Here is a 14,700-nt window from a genome sequence, read left to right on the forward strand (position 1 = left end):
CGAGTACTATGCAAACAGATTTAATTATAGTCAACGAATATTGCCGGATATGTCATATAGAACCTTCTTTCATCTTCAGGCTGGAAGAAGGCGGACTCATTGAAATCCGTATCATCGAAGGCGAAAAGTATTTACAGGCGGAGCAATTACACGATATCGAAAGATATACACGTATGTATTACGACCTCTCAATCAATTTCGAAGGAATCGATGCCATCCACCATCTGCTGAATCGTGTCAAATCCATGCAACAGCAAATCGGACATCTGAAAAAGAGGTTGCGGGTATATGAAGCAAAAGATTTTGAAGAAAATGAATTATAAAATCCGAATGACACATCTACCTTACATTCAACCTGGTAGATGTGTCATTTTGTTACTAAAAGAAGCCTTACTCCCCGGCTTTCAACAGAAAGACAAAAACTTTTTGTAAAATAATTTGGATTGTAAGAAATAATTCATACCTTTGCACTCGCAATCAGGAATGATAGCAACTATATCGCGGAGTGGAGCAGTGGTAGCTCGTTGGGCTCATAACCCAAAGGTCGTAAGTTCGAGTCTTGCCTCCGCAACTTTTTGAAGAAGCGACACAAAAGACAATATATGTAATGTATATTGTCTTTTATTATTTCAAGACAGAATACTGACTCTCCCTATTCACAGATTTCCTAATGTCCTATTTATTGTCTGGAAACATTGAGTTTAAATAACTATTGACATGCCATTATATGTCGTTCAGAAACTTATCTGGTTGTCTACCAGATTTAGGATGACAGTTTATTATTAATCTTTAAATTTGGACCATACAGCTGTACTTTACGATTCTTGAATATTAATTTTGCTTTCCGGCCTTCCGGTTAGCCTAACACTTAAAGAGTATGGATAATTCAGTGAATGCACTCAATAGTATTGATGTGCTTATTGTTGTAGATGTTGTCGGTGCGCTGGCATCGGGTAACCTGAGTAATAATGTCTATCTTGTTGATACCAACAAGTATATGGGCTCTTGGAATCAGGGACACTGCGAACTGGGTACAGTCTGCCATGATACGCAAAGAATCAATTGGAGAGTAGTTCCAATCAGTCCGAGCACGAATGTTTCGATAGTAAGATTTACAGGTGAGATTATCTCCAAACAAGTTTGTGTTCCTACGAAGCAAGGGGAAATCGATGACGAGTACTGGACAGCCAGAATGCAATCCAGAGGAGTTAAAACGACTTATCAGTATGCATGCGTATTGTCTATGAATGGCAAAGAAATGACATTTGATCCGTATATCAAAGTGATTTGATTTATGTATCAAAATAAAATTGTAAACGGGGATCATACCTTTTGGCTTTGCCAGTTGGGATGATCCCCGTTATTTATTTGTAACTTTTCTGCAAGCTGGTATAGTTAATACCATAAGGATGGACGTAAAAAAACAAAGTCATTCTGTTTTATAGTCTTGCGTAAATTTATCAATTGTCCAATCTGAACGTATTTCAGCCAAATGCAATTTTCGTTTTTCTCCGGAAGGTATATTGACAAAAGTATCTTTACGAACACCCAGTCCTGCATGTATTCCATCAAATGTCTCCTTCCCATAATGAACAGATTCGTTTCTTATCCAACGATCAACCGGAATCAGGGCATGGATTCTAAGTAGTGTAGCCTTTACTTCATTTCTAATAGCTAATTTTTCTTTCTCAGACACAACACGATTTCTGGATTTACGAAGTGCATCAATTATCATCTCTGAAATATCAGCGGCATGCCTGGTCGCTCTCCTAGGCTTCTTTCTCTTTTTGACATCATTTGTAAATCCGGATAATTGCTCGCATGCACTTCGGTCATCCAGAGCCGCACTGACAACTAAATTGGGAGTATTATCTTTTATCCAAATGCCAAAAATCTCTTTAACAGACGAAGCAACTCCATCTGAAACGTCAACACTGATATCTGGTAAAGCCCCAATACCAGCAAGCCCTTTTGACAACAGAATTTTAGCTGACGAAAGGTGCTTATTATCCATTTTACTATCCAGATAAATATTTATCTGATTAGCAAGATTGCTCAGCCAGTCATAACTTCTGGGGGAAAGTACCTTCTCATGTATCTTTTGCCTTTCTATATTTTCTGCAATTTCTGCGGCCGTCATAGACAAATTGATTTGCTCATACATATATTTGTTCTTTTCAGTTCCACTATGTAGACCTAAAGCCGAATTAACCTCTTCACGGCCAGAATAAGTATAAGTCGTACGTCCTTTAAATGCCAATGAACTGAGTGCCATCGCTTTTTTAGACCAGTTTTTACCTAATCCCTGATTAGGCATTTCCGCAACAAAATCACTAATAGTACCTCCATCTTTATATTTATCCCGGCTAGTTTCTAAAGCTGTTTTAACAATTCCACGTATAGAAGATATAACATCGATATTAATCCCTCCGGTTTCCGTGTCAATAACATACATGGGAGGAACACCTATCTCTAATTTCTGGTTATCATCGGTTTCCAGTACCCATTCTCCTGGAACACTTTGCAAAATACTGTCATTACTTACAGCCAGTTCTGTATGAGCTCCCAAGTCCGGACCGGCATACTGCGCAAACTCAAGTTCAATCCCCATTGTCCTATGGCTATCTAATATAGAGGTCCTGTCATTTTTACTTAATGCAGAAATGATTGTCTCATATTTTCTCTGATTTGTTATAAGAGAAATTAAATTTTGATTCGGGCTAACAGGGTTGGCTTTTTTTGCCCAGTAAGAATTGTATGCTCTGAGGTCTTCCATAGTTGGCTTTTTACCTTGCGGACTCTGTTCCGGATCCAATTGCTTATCTGGCATATATATTTTATTCCCTAATATACTACTATCTTTGTAAGCCTCCTGAATACTATTCCACTCACCATATGACATTTTACCCAGAACACTTGTTATTTGCTTATACCTTGCCGCCCACTCAATCAATCTGTTCAGGCGTTCAACATTCCACCCCTTTGAATCTTTATGTTGATTGATAAAGATCTGCTGCCAAGGAAACAAATCAGCCTGTTTCATAAGTTGTACAAGATTGTTATTATTTACCTTCAATCCCTGTCTCTGATCCACAAAACTTAATCTACCGTTTCCCGGTTCAGGTTGAAGTGTTCGGGAAAAGGATTTCTTATATTGTCTTTCAACTTTCATAGGAGAATGTTTTTAGTAATTAAACCATCGTATACTTTGTTTGAAATATATCAAAAAAACAGAACAGATTAAAATTTTATCTGCAGACGACCAAAATCACACCGTGAACGACAAAACAGAAGACGTGAACGTAAAAAAAATAAATATATAAAAAGCCAGTAAGGATAACCTTACCGGCTTATATTTTATACAATTTGAATTATAAGAAATATTCTATTTCATTCCACCGAGAAGCAATCTTCCTCTGCCTGTTTGTTTTTCGCAAACATATCCTTCACAAACAAATATCCGATACCACCGAACAGAGCTAAAAAAACAAAGCCGATAAGTATCAGTGGCTTTTTAGGTGAAGCAGGCTTTAATGGCACCGTTGCCGGGCTGATCACCGTATAGACCGGAGTTTGTTCCTGGACACGAAGTTTGTCCTGCTCCAGTTTCTGGGCCAACGTATTGTAAACATTGAAGGTCAGTGTCATTTCATTTTTCAGACGCTCCTGCTCGGTGCGGTAACTGGCAGAGATGATGTTCTTGTTCGCATCCTCAAAAGCGGCATACGCACGTTGGGCCTTGTAATAAGACTCACGAGCTTCGCTAAACACCTTCTCTGTAAACTCAAGATCCTGCTTGGCCTTCTGTGTACGGTAATTGGTGATGTACCCCTGAAGCTTTTCCACGACTATCTGAGTAAGGCTTGCAGAGATCAAAGGGTCCTGCATCTGGACAGAGACTGTTATTACCAATGTCTTTTTATCCACGGAGGCAGAGATACGTTTCTGCAATCCTTGTATTACGCCATCCTGTTCTCTGGTTAATCGGAAAGATGTTAATTCTCCCTTACCGGAAAGTTCTTCTTCTGAGAATACCCCCCTCACCCAACCAAGTAATTTGAAAGGAGCCTTTATCACATAACTCCACCACGCACTTTTCTGATGATCATCCATATATTCGTACAATGTCGATGAATAATCACCCTTTTCATTCTCTACCTGCACAGGAAACAACTCCAACAGAAACGGAATACTTTGTACCACATCCGGATACAAGTCCGGGGAAATGGCGTCCGAACCAGCCGAAGAACCCAGGTTTATCCCTGCCATAGCAGCCAGACCACCCAGATTTCCCATCTTTTTGGACGGGTCAGACGTTTCAGGTGCCAGCTTTACTGTCGTACTGTATTCTTTCGGTATGCTGAAAGCGACCACCAATCCTACAACTATCGCGGCTCCACAGCATTTGAACAAGAACTTACGCTCCCCCCATAGCCGTTTAGCCAACTCTATTAAATCTATCTCCTGCTCGTTTGTATCCATATCAGGAGCGTTCATTTGAATCATATCCACCTTGTTAATTGATAATTAAAGATTGAAAATTGATAATTATTTCAGTGTGTTGATGATAGAGGTAACCATGGCTGCCATCGAAGTGGTTGAACTAGCTATGCTCAGAACTTCTGCCAGACTGGTCTTACGATCACGCTGTGTCTTGGTCGGAACGACAATTTCACATCCGGGTTCAACCTTCGGATAACGTTTGAAGAAGATAAAGCTTTTCTTTGTCGTTGCCACCTTTCCGTTCATATAGATTACGATCGGATATTTACGGGCAATATCATTATAACCACCGGCTTGCGACAGGCAATCTCCCACAGACATACCATTGGTATAAGTCACACTGTTCGGATAAGTTACGGCTCCATTTATCTTCACTGTGCTCTGGAATTGCGGAATATAAAGTTCATCCCCATCACGTAGCACCACATCATGTGCACTACCCGGATTCGCCAAGGCTTTTTCCAGGTCAATACCCACAGAATAGTCTTTGATGTTTTCCAAAGACAAGGCAACCGAATCACGGCTTTGCTTATTTGCACTCAGTTGCAGCAGAGTTTCCAGGCGGCGCATCTCATCTTCTGTCAACTGGCGTTTCAAGCTTGCTCCTTTTACATAGGCATCGGGAGTTATCCCTCCGGCTTTGGCGATAATATCACTCAAACGGGAATTCTTTTCAGCCAATACATAATCGCCGGCAAAAGTAATTTCACCATTTACCTTTACCACCTGTTGTTCCTGATAACCCGGTGAAAAACGCACATACACTTCATCGAACGGTTCTAACGTAAAGACCGTATCGCTATTTTTTCCATTAACCGGTATCAGCCCTAAATTGTCATTCAATTCAAAATTGAATACTTCGGCAGTACGGTTAGTATTTTCGTACGTCTTTGTATCCTTAATACGACGGGCTACTTCCACATTCACTGTTGCTGCGGATTCCTTTAAACCGCCAGCCATCATAATAGCATCTTCCACTGTCAGGTTATTCCGGTAAGGAAGAACCGTATCAATGTAATTTACCGCACCACTTACTTTGATCGTATAAGGTTCTCTCAAATCAAAGAAAGAAGGGATATAGAGTTGATCTTCCGGCTTTAGTTCCATATCGGGAGCAGTACCATTCAGGATACCACGGATATCTACGGCTATGACAGTCGTTGTAAAGTCCGGATTCAAACGGGTGATCTGGGCACGACCGGCAAACTCATCTCCTTTCAAACCCGCTGCCTGATCAACCAGTTGACGGACCGTATGAACCGTACCATTCAACTCATATTCTCCCGGACGCCAGACTGCACCTGTCACTGTCAGACGGTTTTCATAGAAGGGGATCACTGAATCCACCAACAAGGAATCGCCGTCCATCATCGCAAAAGTCGGATATTTATCTTCCGTAACAGTAGCGATCTGGTAGCGGCTACCGGCTTTTCGCTTGACACGGACATCTTTCCTGTAAGCATCCCCGGTAAAACCTCCGGCCATATTTAAAAGTTGCTTCAGCGTTTCCCCCTTTTTCAACTCAAAAATACGGTTACGTTTTACTTTTCCCTGTACCACAGCCAGCTGGTCATAAGGAGAAACGATCACCATATCATTCTCTTCCAGACGGATATTCGTATTGTATTTGCCGTTCAACAAATAATCGTACACATCCAGGCTGGCTACCTCCTTGCTATTCCGGTAAACTTTGATTCCACGAAGCGAACCGATCTCATTCACACCACCTGCTGCATACAACGCATTAAACAAAGTAGCAAACGATGGAAGCGTATAGGTCCCCGGAGCAACGACCTCTCCTACTATATTCACCTTAATGCTACGTATCTGACTCAGGCTAACAGAAACAAACGTATTAGCCCCATCCGTATCTCCTGATAAGGTAGACATGATCCGTCCCAATTCCTGTCGGATACGGTTCTCAGCAGCACCGATTGTCAATCCGCTGACAGAGACAGGTCCCAGATTAGGGATCAGAATCGTTCCTTCAGGAGAAACCTTCAGTTTCAGATTCAGTTCAGAATCTCCCCAGACATTGATCAGTAATTCGTCTCCGGCAGATAAAACATATCCTTTGGGAGTCGGTACATTCAGATCCGGCTCAAAGGACAGGTTCTTGTTCGAGAATATTTCGCGACCGAACACGGTTCCGCTTAAATCTCCCGCCGGACGATTGGCTTCCCGCTGGGCATCCAAAGAAGGTATCACCTTTCCATCCGGAATGGCAACCGTACGATCTGTAACCACTGCATCCGATGCCGTACGCGTAGTCTGTTCCGCTCCGGACTGTCCCATCCGTTTATTTATCTCCTGGCGAATCTGGTCATCCGTCATACCCGCAGCTTTCGCCTTATCAATCAAATCCTGGGACACCTGTGCCGACAATGGAACCGCCAACCACAGTAATCCCCCCAATAATACATTTCTGATTACGATATTCATATTGTTATTTGTTTTTGTTGTTTTCAAAACTTCCTGAACTCCAACCGGGCATAATCCGATTGCAGAACCAGATGCTTCGATGTTAATTCTTTGACGCCAAAACGTTGCTCCGTTCCGTTCATGCCAAATGGCAATAAGTCTTCAACTTTACTGATTGGCATAACCACAAAAAGTGAATCCCCGGTATATTCCATATTGCCGGTCTGACTGGTTACATCAACCTTCATCAAATTGATCGTATGCAAAGCAACACTATAGTAAGCCCGCTCCGGCATCTCTTCCTCTCCCGATGCATATTCTATCTTCATGATCTGCCAGCGACCGTCCAGATCGCCATTAATTGGCATTTTCCCGCAAGCACTAACTATCAATATTAGCAGCACGGCTATTATATATCTTTTCATCGTATCCATCCTGTTTTTCTGATTGTTAACATACCACCGACACTTTTTCCCAACATCGCTCCCCGATCTATACCCAACGATGCTGTAAAATCCCAGCCCTCCAACGTATGGGGAGTATATTTTAATTCGGCTAAAGCGTTTCCGTTCTTTTTGATTTCATAAAAAGGCAAGTTATACGTTCCCCAGTTGCGAGTAACCGATAAAAGGATACGGTATTGCAAATCGCCACAAAGATTTCCAATGATCCCGAAATGATGTCCCTGCATACGCGAACTCTTAAAACTTATATCTCCATCCTCATTATAAACAGGAGACATCACTAAAGGATTTCCGATACCCATTCCCCAATGCTGCCAACCGGTATAAATACCATGATTATAATAATTATCGGCTCCACTTACTTGCTCCGGTATCTCCGGCGTATGATCCCAATAAACAGGACCGGTCTGATCCTTTGTTGAAATATATTCATAAACGAAACTACCGATCACCGGATTCTTCGGTAACGTTATTTCCACTCCCGCCAGACAGTCTTTCCAGCCATACTCCCCGAACATCTGTGAATGATCCTCAAAATAATGTTCATAATAAGGACGAACCGTCCAGTCCTGTGAAGCATACCAGGTAAGTGAAAAGTTCCAACTACCTAAATGATTCCCATAGATATTCGTTTGTTCACCCATCGGCGTATCACTACTCCCGCCGCTTGGAATAAACACTTTAAAGAAATCCTTTATCCCATTTGGCATATCGATCTTCTCATTTCCCCTAAACGCATTCCCTCCGAATTGAGCAGCCATCTCCAACCCTCCTTCAAAGATCAAAGGAAACTTCTCTTTGTTACCGATCTTCACATATAAATCTTTGGAATGATAAAGCACATGTTCCGTATGTTTACCGCCCGGAGCTACGAAATCTTTCTGCCAGCCGTCATCCGTAAACATACCATAGGCAATATGCCCTTTAAAAGCCAACCACCCTTTTGTTCCCGGAACAAGCGTATATTCAGGAATACCGATACGAACTTGCGGAACCGACCGCGCATTTCCCGAAAATGTCAGTCCACCGCTACTCAGTAACGGATTATTGAACTCGCTATGCCGCTCCTTACTTCCGATACTCAACCCCAGACAACGGTATTTCAAATCTGCATACAATTGTTGCACCACGAAAGTCGAAGTAAAATTATAAGCGACAGCCAGATCCGCCCCGAAAGCATACGAGAAAGGTTTATCCTTTTCCAACTCCCGAAAAACACCGGCACGCAGATACCCGTTATTCTTTTCAATAGACGAAAGCCCCTGCTTGTTTGCCGTCAGCCAGAAAGGCATATGTTCCCCTCCGCTAAAGCTGACACCAGTCTCCGCCCGATAACTCAGCCCTTTCGTAAACTGAGCATAAGAGGTTAAAGGAAGCATACACATGCTTCCCAAAAGGATTAAGTTAGATACAATTTTCATTAATTTCAGATATAAAATGAGAAGCTAATCATCTCCTGCCCAGTTCGCGGGAGACGCTGCTTAAATAATTTCGTTGATACTGTAAATCAGATAACAAAAGGACACGCGACTCTTCATCGGCAAAAGTCCGGGATAAACGGTGGAGATTCTGCCGGACACGGTCGACCAGGCGTACCTCCAGATAATTAAGAAAAAGATAGCGAACCAACTCACTTCGACGTACCCGGTCACTATGCGATGAATCGGTATGCAAAGCATAAAGGTTATCCAGTTCTTTCGTTTCCGGTCGGTCCTTTTGCGGTCCTGCGTCGAGCGCGGGAACAAGGCTGTCAGCCGGTAACAAATCGTCAGAAGATAATATTTTCCGGATATTATCCACATAAAGGACCTCTTCCCCTTCTTCCGTCAGGCATAAAGTATCCGGCCAACGGTGGCAGGCAGCAACCAAGAGCGACTCCGCTTTCCGTCTCGCCGGAGGGATCATCGCCTTTTCTACCCAATGGATAAAGGCTTCGCGCCCCAACGAACGGAACATCTCATCCGCATCCTTACCGCCTTCCGGTAATATATCCACCACCCGGAGACCGGCACTGCGCAGTTTGGGCATTACCCCCGTAACCGTTTCCCTTCCCACCTCGTCGGCATCCAGAAAAAGACAAACCGTAACGGCCTCTTTCCGGATCATAGCGATATGATGCTCCGACAAATTCGTGCCACAAAGGGCAACCGTATTGCTAAAACCTGCCGCATGCATCGCCAGCGTATCTTTGTATCCTTCGGTTAAAAAAACGATTCCCGTCTCACGAACCTTCGACACAGCCCGGTACCAGCCGTAAAACAGTTCATCTTTCTTATAGATCGCACTGGTCGAACTGTTTATGTATTTGGGGATTTTCTTAGCAGGCAAATCCCCCTGATAACGTGCTGCAAATGCAACCAACTCGCCCGCCGCATTACGGATCGGAAAAACAATCCGGCCACGGGTAAATTTCCAGGCTTCAGGCACGATAGCCGGAGCAATCCCAATCTCAAAAGCAGCATAGGTCTCCCGCAATTCCTCCATCCCCGGATCATACGGAAGCAACGTCTGCCCGTAACGTTCATTCATTTCAACCGTCGGAGCAGGCACCTGTTCCCGCACTTGATGCGGGACTGCAAGGGAACTATCCTTTTCAACCGGTTGCTTATCCGGCCTGTGTTTTTGCGTTCCCGCATCGAGTGCAGGAACGGGCAAGTGGCAGATATCCGCACAAAGACGGACCGCCTCACCGAAGCCACAACCCTCCTTCTCCTGTACGAAACGGAAGACATCTCCTCCGGCCCCGCAACTAAAACAGTGGTATACCCTTTTTGCCGGATCCACCCGCAGCGAAGGATGATGATCGTCATGGAAAGGGCACAAACCCAGATAAGCCGCCCCTTTCCTTTCGAGCGTCGAGTAATGGCCGACCACCTTTACCAGATCGACCCGTTCCTTGAATGATGTGATTTCCAACCTGTTCATCAGTCCTCAAAATGTAAATTACCACCCGGATTCACAAAAGACGTATAAGTATCATTCCTGTATACCTCGGCAATACCTGTCGATCCGTTACGATTTTTCAGGACATACAACTTGATCAGGCGGGAGGCATTCGACCCGCATTGGGCCGTATTCTTCCCGAAACGTTCCGGACAACCGATAATCACCACACAGTCCGCTACAAATTCAATGGCACCCGAATCACGCAAATCGCTCATTATCGGGACAAACCCATTCTCGGAACGCTTCAACACCTCACGATTCAACTGTGAAACCACCAGCATGGCACAATTAGCCTCTACGGCAATACGTTTCAATACCGTAATCGTAGACGGATCACAGACTCTTGTGTCTCACCCTTTTTCGTCAATGGAGCAAGTGTATGCAAGTAATCGATCACTACAACATCGCATTCACCTTTACGGCTCCGGAGCATAATCTCCGCCCGCAACGCATCCAGGCTCATAGAAGATACATTCGTAAAATAATAAGGCGTTTTTTCCATACCGGCAGCATACCGTCTCATCCGATCGATATCCCCCTCACGAAGTCCCCCTATACGCAGGCGGGCAGCCTCCACACCGGCATAACCGGCAAAAAAACGGGCGGCAGTCTGTTCGCCCGTCATTTCAAAACTGAAATGAAGCACATGTTTACCCTGGCGAGCCATATTCATTGCCATAAACATCGCCAGCGCCGTCTTACCGTCACTCGGAAGACCGCCCAGCACCAGCACTTCCTTCCGGTAAAGTCCTCCCGTCAGTCCGTCCAACCCGTTGATTCCGGTCAGCATACGCACCGAATCATCCTTACGGCTCATCCGGTCGAGATGATCGTCTATAGACAACTTCATCACTTCACTAAGCGGCAGAAGCGAATCCGATTCCGAATTATCCACACGCAAGCGTAGCAAATCGCGCTCGCAGTCTTCTATCACCTTCAGGTAGTCCATACCGTATTGCAGGCATTCCGATGCTTTTTGCACAAACAGCTTATGCATACACCCCAGCAGATAATGATGAAGGATTTCGCGGGCATACTCTACAGCGTTATGTTCCAGGCGAACCGTCTCCATTCCATCCGACAAGTACGCCATGCCTCCCATCTTCACGTAACGCTCCGGATCTTTCTTTTTCATTTCCTCTTCCACCAGGATCAGGTCGGGCCGTTTATTACGGTTAAACAGATCGGTAAACGCTTCGTAAATAAACCCATGATCCGGATCGGAAAACATTTCCGGACGCAACAATCCGACCACCTCAAGAATCGCCACCTGATCCAGAAACAGCGAACAGAGCAAAGCTCTTTCAATTACATTCTTTTCCATACTCATAGCAACTTTTTAACAGGTCGGTACGGGGTACGTTCCCATGACTTATCTTCAACTCGGCTTCCTCTCTCCGCAAAGCTATCGCATCCGGCTCAACCGTTTTTTTAGTCACTCTGGTTCTCTTACTCTCTTGCGGTATTTCCGCAGGGACATCCGAAGCCGTAAAAGAGTCATAACCACAAACACGGAAGCAGATACAGTTTGCTACCCGTTTCACTTCTATCAAAGATTCCTTTTCCAGCGAGTGGACATACCTTCTGACCGAACGGCTATCTACCATCATTAACCGGGCCAACTTTTCGTAAGAGATGATGCATTCTCCTCTATGGCAAACTTCTTGTTTTCCTTTGATCGACACATAGCCGTCGGCATAATTGCACAAACAAAATAACAACCAATGCACTATTCCGATCATACGTTCACTATTATCGGATGCAAACATCCGTTCTATTATTACACGAGGTACTTTCAAATAGGATTTTCCAAAATACATCAAGGCCTTAACATCCGTGTAAATATTCTCATTTTCAGCCATTTCCATAATGCCGTTTGTTTGTCACGCATAAAACACAGTAAATCAGCCCTATACACTACCTCCTGCCGGATGGTTGTCAAATCCCTACATTATATATAAGAATAAAAGAAAAGAGAGTCTTTCTTTTTATGCGTTTCGATTATTAAAATTGATTGGTTAAACAAAATACAATTGTATTCAGTTACAAAAACAATTGTATTTGCAAGTAAAGACAATTGTTTTTGAAATCAGAAACAATTGTTTTTTTTACATATGCAAACATCATGGTTCGCCCAGAAAATCCACAATAATTGCGACCTGTAAAGGAGACAAGATACGAGTTCCTTTAATCCATCCTGAACGAATCAGACGATCGTACAATTCTTTGTTTATTATTACCCAACGTGTAAGTCTTCTCGAGGCTGAATGGGGTGTTAATCCTGGAGCATAAAGGATAGCCAATTCCTGCCATCCAAAAGTTTTTTGTTGAAATAGTTCTTCCATAATAAGATGATTTTAAGTTGTTTTATTACCCTATAAATATACACATAAATTCGGATATAACAACTATATAATCAAATAAATTCAACAAAAAATGCATCTAAATGCCCGTTCGGTCCCATTCGGATCATTCAGCCTATGTCCCCACCATATCTTTGTAATGAATTCAAGGGAAAACACCGGTTAATCCCCTCCTGAATCACCAATAATTTTCAATTTTCAATTATCAATTTTCAATTAAAAAGCTATGCCATTAAAGTATCGAATCGTCCTCAAAAAGGACATGAGCAAAGGGGCCGCCCAAGGCGCTCAATTGTATTACGGTCAGATCCGCTCGATGGAAAAGACCTCTTTCAAAAAACTGTGTAAACTGGTATCTGGTTACTGCACCGCCAAAGCCGGTGAAGTAGAGCTGGTTATCGACGGTCTGATTTATGTTCTCTGCATGCTGCTCGAGAGCGGTAATGTGATCCAGATGGGTGAATTCGGCAATTTCCGTATGGTAGCCGGCAGCAAAGGATCCAAAACCCTGAAAGATTTCGACCCTATGATGTTCAAGAAACCTCGCATCGTTTTCACTCCCGGTGCCATGTTACGCCAGCTGATCTCCGAAGCCAGTTACGACCGTCTCGACCCGTTCTCCGACCCGGAAGAAAAGAACGGAGAAGGTGGCAGCGACAGACCGGAAATCGAATAACCCCCTACTGCCATGACCAAAAAGGATTTTATCACCAAGTATCTTCCCCTGGCCCAAAAGGCCGGGGAAGCTTTCCGGATCAATCCGGTTGTTATCCTGGCACAAGCGGCTATCGAAACCGGTTGGGGACAAAGTGATCTTTGCCTGCAACATCATAACTTTTTCGGTATCACCGCTTACGGGAAAAAGAACGTCTGGTGGACCGGGACCTCCGTGCAACTAAGCACCAACTCCCTCTCCTTCCGTACCTATCCCGACCCGTTACACTCTTTCATGGACTATGCCCGCCTGCTCCGCCACGCCTACACCGATGCGGCCGACGTCAGCTACCAACCAGCTGCCTTTGCCCTCAAAATCGGTTACAGCAAATACATCAGCGAAGTAAACGGCGACAACCGCGAAGCCTACCGGCGAATGCTAGTCTCGATCAGTCGGACAATCGAAAAGTTAATCGGTTCCTCCCTTTAATTTTCAATTTATAATTTTCAATTAACATGAAGTACCTTGAAACGATCCTCGCCTTCCTCACCCAGCTTGCCCGGATCATTTTTCCCCGCAAGCAAAAACCGGCAGCCGGTGACTGCCCCTGTCCTGATCCCTACCCTCGTCCTCTTCCTTATGGCGATCACCCTCCTGTCTCTCCTAATGAAACAGACGGAAGTGACGCTGACAGCAATCGGAGCGATACTCTCACTCTCGTCCAGGGTGACTGGGGAAAATATGTCGAACCGATAGATATTGCCGGATATTGTTTGATGGCCGGAGGATTGATCGGAGGGTTATATAAAGTATTTACCGCATAAATAGGAACTATATATTGGAACACGGACAACACAGAACACACCGATTGAATATTGTTTATCAATTTTATCCGCGATATTCCGTGTTATCCGTGCTCCAAATATTACCCTACATATGCCCCGTCCTTGGCCTCAAAAATCACTGATGGTTCAATCACACAAACAGTATGCCATACCCCTGCCGGAATCTGCATCCCGTATTTTCCTTCTGTCGGGGCCAGTAAATAGCGAGTGACCTCCTTGAAACTCTTCTTACGAGTCATATCTACAATATAAGAAGTGGAATCCGGCACAAATTCCTCCAACTCCTCATAAATAATTTCCTCTAACCGTCCGTGTAAACAAATCACAGTTTCCGCCGTATTCACATGCTGATGGATAGGCACATCCGTCCCCACTGCCAAAGCGTTCAACATCCTCTGTGATGTGTCTGCTGATGAATTCCGTAAATCATAGTTAACTCTGAGACGAGAAGATTCAGCAGCCTTCTTCAATAAATCATCCAATAAACGCTTGTCTAAAAACAT

General features: G+C 43.9%; 16 protein-coding genes and 1 tRNA gene. 6 read left to right on the forward strand and 11 right to left on the reverse strand.

What is annotated here, in order from left to right; translation table 11 throughout:
- The first annotated feature begins 8 nt into the window (after positions 1 to 8).
- From C825_RS21045 to makC, 3 genes are all read left to right on the forward strand, one after another.
- The gene (locus C825_RS21045) at positions 9 to 323 is read left to right on the forward strand and encodes a chaperone modulator CbpM (RefSeq protein WP_007652504.1); all 315 of its coding nucleotides are present in this window, start codon (positions 9 to 11) and stop codon (positions 321 to 323) included.
- A gap of 176 nt (positions 324 to 499) precedes the next feature.
- Positions 500 to 571 (forward strand) — tRNA-Met (locus C825_RS21050).
- Between the two features lie 306 nt (positions 572 to 877).
- Positions 878 to 1,291, forward strand: coding sequence for an alpha-pore-forming tripartite toxin MakABE regulator (makC, locus tag C825_RS21055; protein ID WP_010800048.1), 414 nt, complete (start codon positions 878 to 880; stop codon positions 1,289 to 1,291).
- 138 nt (positions 1,292 to 1,429) lie between these two features.
- On the opposite strand, the gene C825_RS21060 is transcribed toward makC, so the two are convergent.
- The 10 genes from C825_RS21060 to C825_RS21105 form a co-directional block, all read right to left on the reverse strand.
- Positions 1,430 to 3,172: a hypothetical protein gene (locus tag C825_RS21060; protein ID WP_010800049.1), complete on the reverse strand. Its 1,743-nt coding sequence runs from the start codon at positions 3,170 to 3,172 to the stop codon at positions 1,430 to 1,432.
- 218 nt (positions 3,173 to 3,390) lie between these two features.
- Complete coding sequence (locus C825_RS21065) at positions 3,391 to 4,506, reverse strand: GNVR domain-containing protein (protein ID WP_010800050.1); 1,116 nt, start codon at positions 4,504 to 4,506, stop codon at positions 3,391 to 3,393.
- Between the two features lie 42 nt (positions 4,507 to 4,548).
- On the reverse strand, positions 4,549 to 6,945 hold the full coding sequence (locus C825_RS21070) for an SLBB domain-containing protein (RefSeq protein WP_010800051.1): 2,397 nt from the start codon (positions 6,943 to 6,945) through the stop codon (positions 4,549 to 4,551).
- A 23-nt stretch (positions 6,946 to 6,968) separates the two neighbouring features.
- On the reverse strand, positions 6,969 to 7,358 hold the full coding sequence (locus C825_RS21075) for a lipocalin-like domain-containing protein (RefSeq protein WP_010800052.1): 390 nt from the start codon (positions 7,356 to 7,358) through the stop codon (positions 6,969 to 6,971).
- Positions 7,346 to 8,809, reverse strand: coding sequence for a capsule assembly Wzi family protein (locus tag C825_RS21080; RefSeq protein ID WP_044215159.1), 1,464 nt, complete (start codon positions 8,807 to 8,809; stop codon positions 7,346 to 7,348). Before C825_RS21080 ends, C825_RS21075 begins: the two co-directional genes overlap by 13 nt.
- A gap of 28 nt (positions 8,810 to 8,837) precedes the next feature.
- Positions 8,838 to 10,313 carry a CHC2 zinc finger domain-containing protein gene (locus C825_RS21085; protein ID WP_010800054.1) on the reverse strand — a complete coding sequence of 492 codons (1,476 nt, stop codon included), beginning with the start codon at positions 10,311 to 10,313 and terminating at the stop codon, positions 8,838 to 8,840.
- Positions 10,313 to 10,648 carry a DnaB-like helicase C-terminal domain-containing protein gene (locus C825_RS21090; RefSeq protein ID WP_052334432.1) on the reverse strand — a complete coding sequence of 112 codons (336 nt, stop codon included), beginning with the start codon at positions 10,646 to 10,648 and terminating at the stop codon, positions 10,313 to 10,315. Before C825_RS21090 ends, C825_RS21085 begins: the two co-directional genes overlap by 1 nt.
- Positions 10,645 to 11,658, reverse strand: coding sequence for a replicative DNA helicase (locus tag C825_RS21095; protein WP_010800056.1), 1,014 nt, complete (start codon positions 11,656 to 11,658; stop codon positions 10,645 to 10,647). Before C825_RS21095 ends, C825_RS21090 begins: the two co-directional genes overlap by 4 nt.
- Positions 11,639 to 12,202, reverse strand: a complete 564-nt coding sequence (locus C825_RS21100) for a hypothetical protein (RefSeq protein WP_044215160.1) — start codon at positions 12,200 to 12,202, stop codon at positions 11,639 to 11,641. The genes C825_RS21095 and C825_RS21100 overlap by 20 nt, the downstream gene beginning before the upstream one ends.
- 255 nt (positions 12,203 to 12,457) lie before the next feature.
- Complete coding sequence (locus C825_RS21105) at positions 12,458 to 12,679, reverse strand: DUF4248 domain-containing protein (RefSeq protein WP_007657246.1); 222 nt, start codon at positions 12,677 to 12,679, stop codon at positions 12,458 to 12,460.
- 244 nt (positions 12,680 to 12,923) lie between these two features.
- Between C825_RS21105 and C825_RS21110 the strand changes: the two genes are divergently transcribed.
- From C825_RS21110 to C825_RS21120, 3 genes are read left to right on the forward strand one after another with little or no spacing between them, the layout of a single operon-like run.
- Positions 12,924 to 13,373 carry an HU family DNA-binding protein gene (locus C825_RS21110; protein ID WP_007657245.1) on the forward strand — a complete coding sequence of 150 codons (450 nt, stop codon included), beginning with the start codon at positions 12,924 to 12,926 and terminating at the stop codon, positions 13,371 to 13,373.
- 12 nt (positions 13,374 to 13,385) lie between these two features.
- Positions 13,386 to 13,841: a glucosaminidase domain-containing protein gene (locus C825_RS21115; protein WP_010800058.1), complete on the forward strand. Its 456-nt coding sequence runs from the start codon at positions 13,386 to 13,388 to the stop codon at positions 13,839 to 13,841.
- 26 nt (positions 13,842 to 13,867) lie between these two features.
- Entirely contained in the window at positions 13,868 to 14,176 is a 309-nt protein-coding gene (locus tag C825_RS21120) for a hypothetical protein (protein ID WP_010800059.1), read from the forward strand.
- A 101-nt stretch (positions 14,177 to 14,277) separates the two neighbouring features.
- Here the strand turns inward: C825_RS21120 and C825_RS21125 are convergent, their stop codons facing one another.
- Positions 14,278 to 14,700: a WbuC family cupin fold metalloprotein gene (locus C825_RS21125; protein WP_010800060.1), complete on the reverse strand. Its 423-nt coding sequence runs from the start codon at positions 14,698 to 14,700 to the stop codon at positions 14,278 to 14,280.

This window comes from Parabacteroides sp. ASF519 (assembly GCF_000364265.2).
GTDB classification, from domain to species: domain Bacteria; phylum Bacteroidota; class Bacteroidia; order Bacteroidales; family Tannerellaceae; genus Parabacteroides; species Parabacteroides goldsteinii.

Bases quoted from the DNA above. Each gene is read 5' to 3' on its own strand.
- C825_RS21085 (WP_010800054.1), bottom strand. From the start codon at position 10,313: ATGAACAGGTTGGAAATCACATCATTCAAGGAACGGGTCGATCTGGTA.
- makC (WP_010800048.1), top strand. From the start codon at position 878: ATGGATAATTCAGTGAATGCACTCAATAGTATTGATGTGCTTATTGTT.
- C825_RS21060 (WP_010800049.1), bottom strand. From the start codon at position 3,172: ATGAAAGTTGAAAGACAATATAAGAAATCCTTTTCCCGAACACTTCAA.
- C825_RS21105 (WP_007657246.1), bottom strand. From the start codon at position 12,679: ATGGAAGAACTATTTCAACAAAAAACTTTTGGATGGCAGGAATTGGCT.
- C825_RS21100 (WP_044215160.1), bottom strand. From the start codon at position 12,202: ATGGAAATGGCTGAAAATGAGAATATTTACACGGATGTTAAGGCCTTG.
- C825_RS21070 (WP_010800051.1), bottom strand. From the start codon at position 6,945: ATGAATATCGTAATCAGAAATGTATTATTGGGGGGATTACTGTGGTTG.
- C825_RS21045 (WP_007652504.1), top strand. From the start codon at position 9: ATGCAAACAGATTTAATTATAGTCAACGAATATTGCCGGATATGTCAT.
- C825_RS21120 (WP_010800059.1), top strand. From the start codon at position 13,868: ATGAAGTACCTTGAAACGATCCTCGCCTTCCTCACCCAGCTTGCCCGG.
- C825_RS21075 (WP_010800052.1), bottom strand. From the start codon at position 7,358: ATGGATACGATGAAAAGATATATAATAGCCGTGCTGCTAATATTGATA.
- C825_RS21110 (WP_007657245.1), top strand. From the start codon at position 12,924: ATGCCATTAAAGTATCGAATCGTCCTCAAAAAGGACATGAGCAAAGGG.
- C825_RS21095 (WP_010800056.1), bottom strand. From the start codon at position 11,658: ATGGAAAAGAATGTAATTGAAAGAGCTTTGCTCTGTTCGCTGTTTCTG.
- C825_RS21115 (WP_010800058.1), top strand. From the start codon at position 13,386: ATGACCAAAAAGGATTTTATCACCAAGTATCTTCCCCTGGCCCAAAAG.
- C825_RS21125 (WP_010800060.1), bottom strand. From the start codon at position 14,700: ATGTTTTTAGACAAGCGTTTATTGGATGATTTATTGAAGAAGGCTGCT.
- C825_RS21080 (WP_044215159.1), bottom strand. From the start codon at position 8,809: ATGAAAATTGTATCTAACTTAATCCTTTTGGGAAGCATGTGTATGCTT.
- C825_RS21065 (WP_010800050.1), bottom strand. From the start codon at position 4,506: ATGATTCAAATGAACGCTCCTGATATGGATACAAACGAGCAGGAGATA.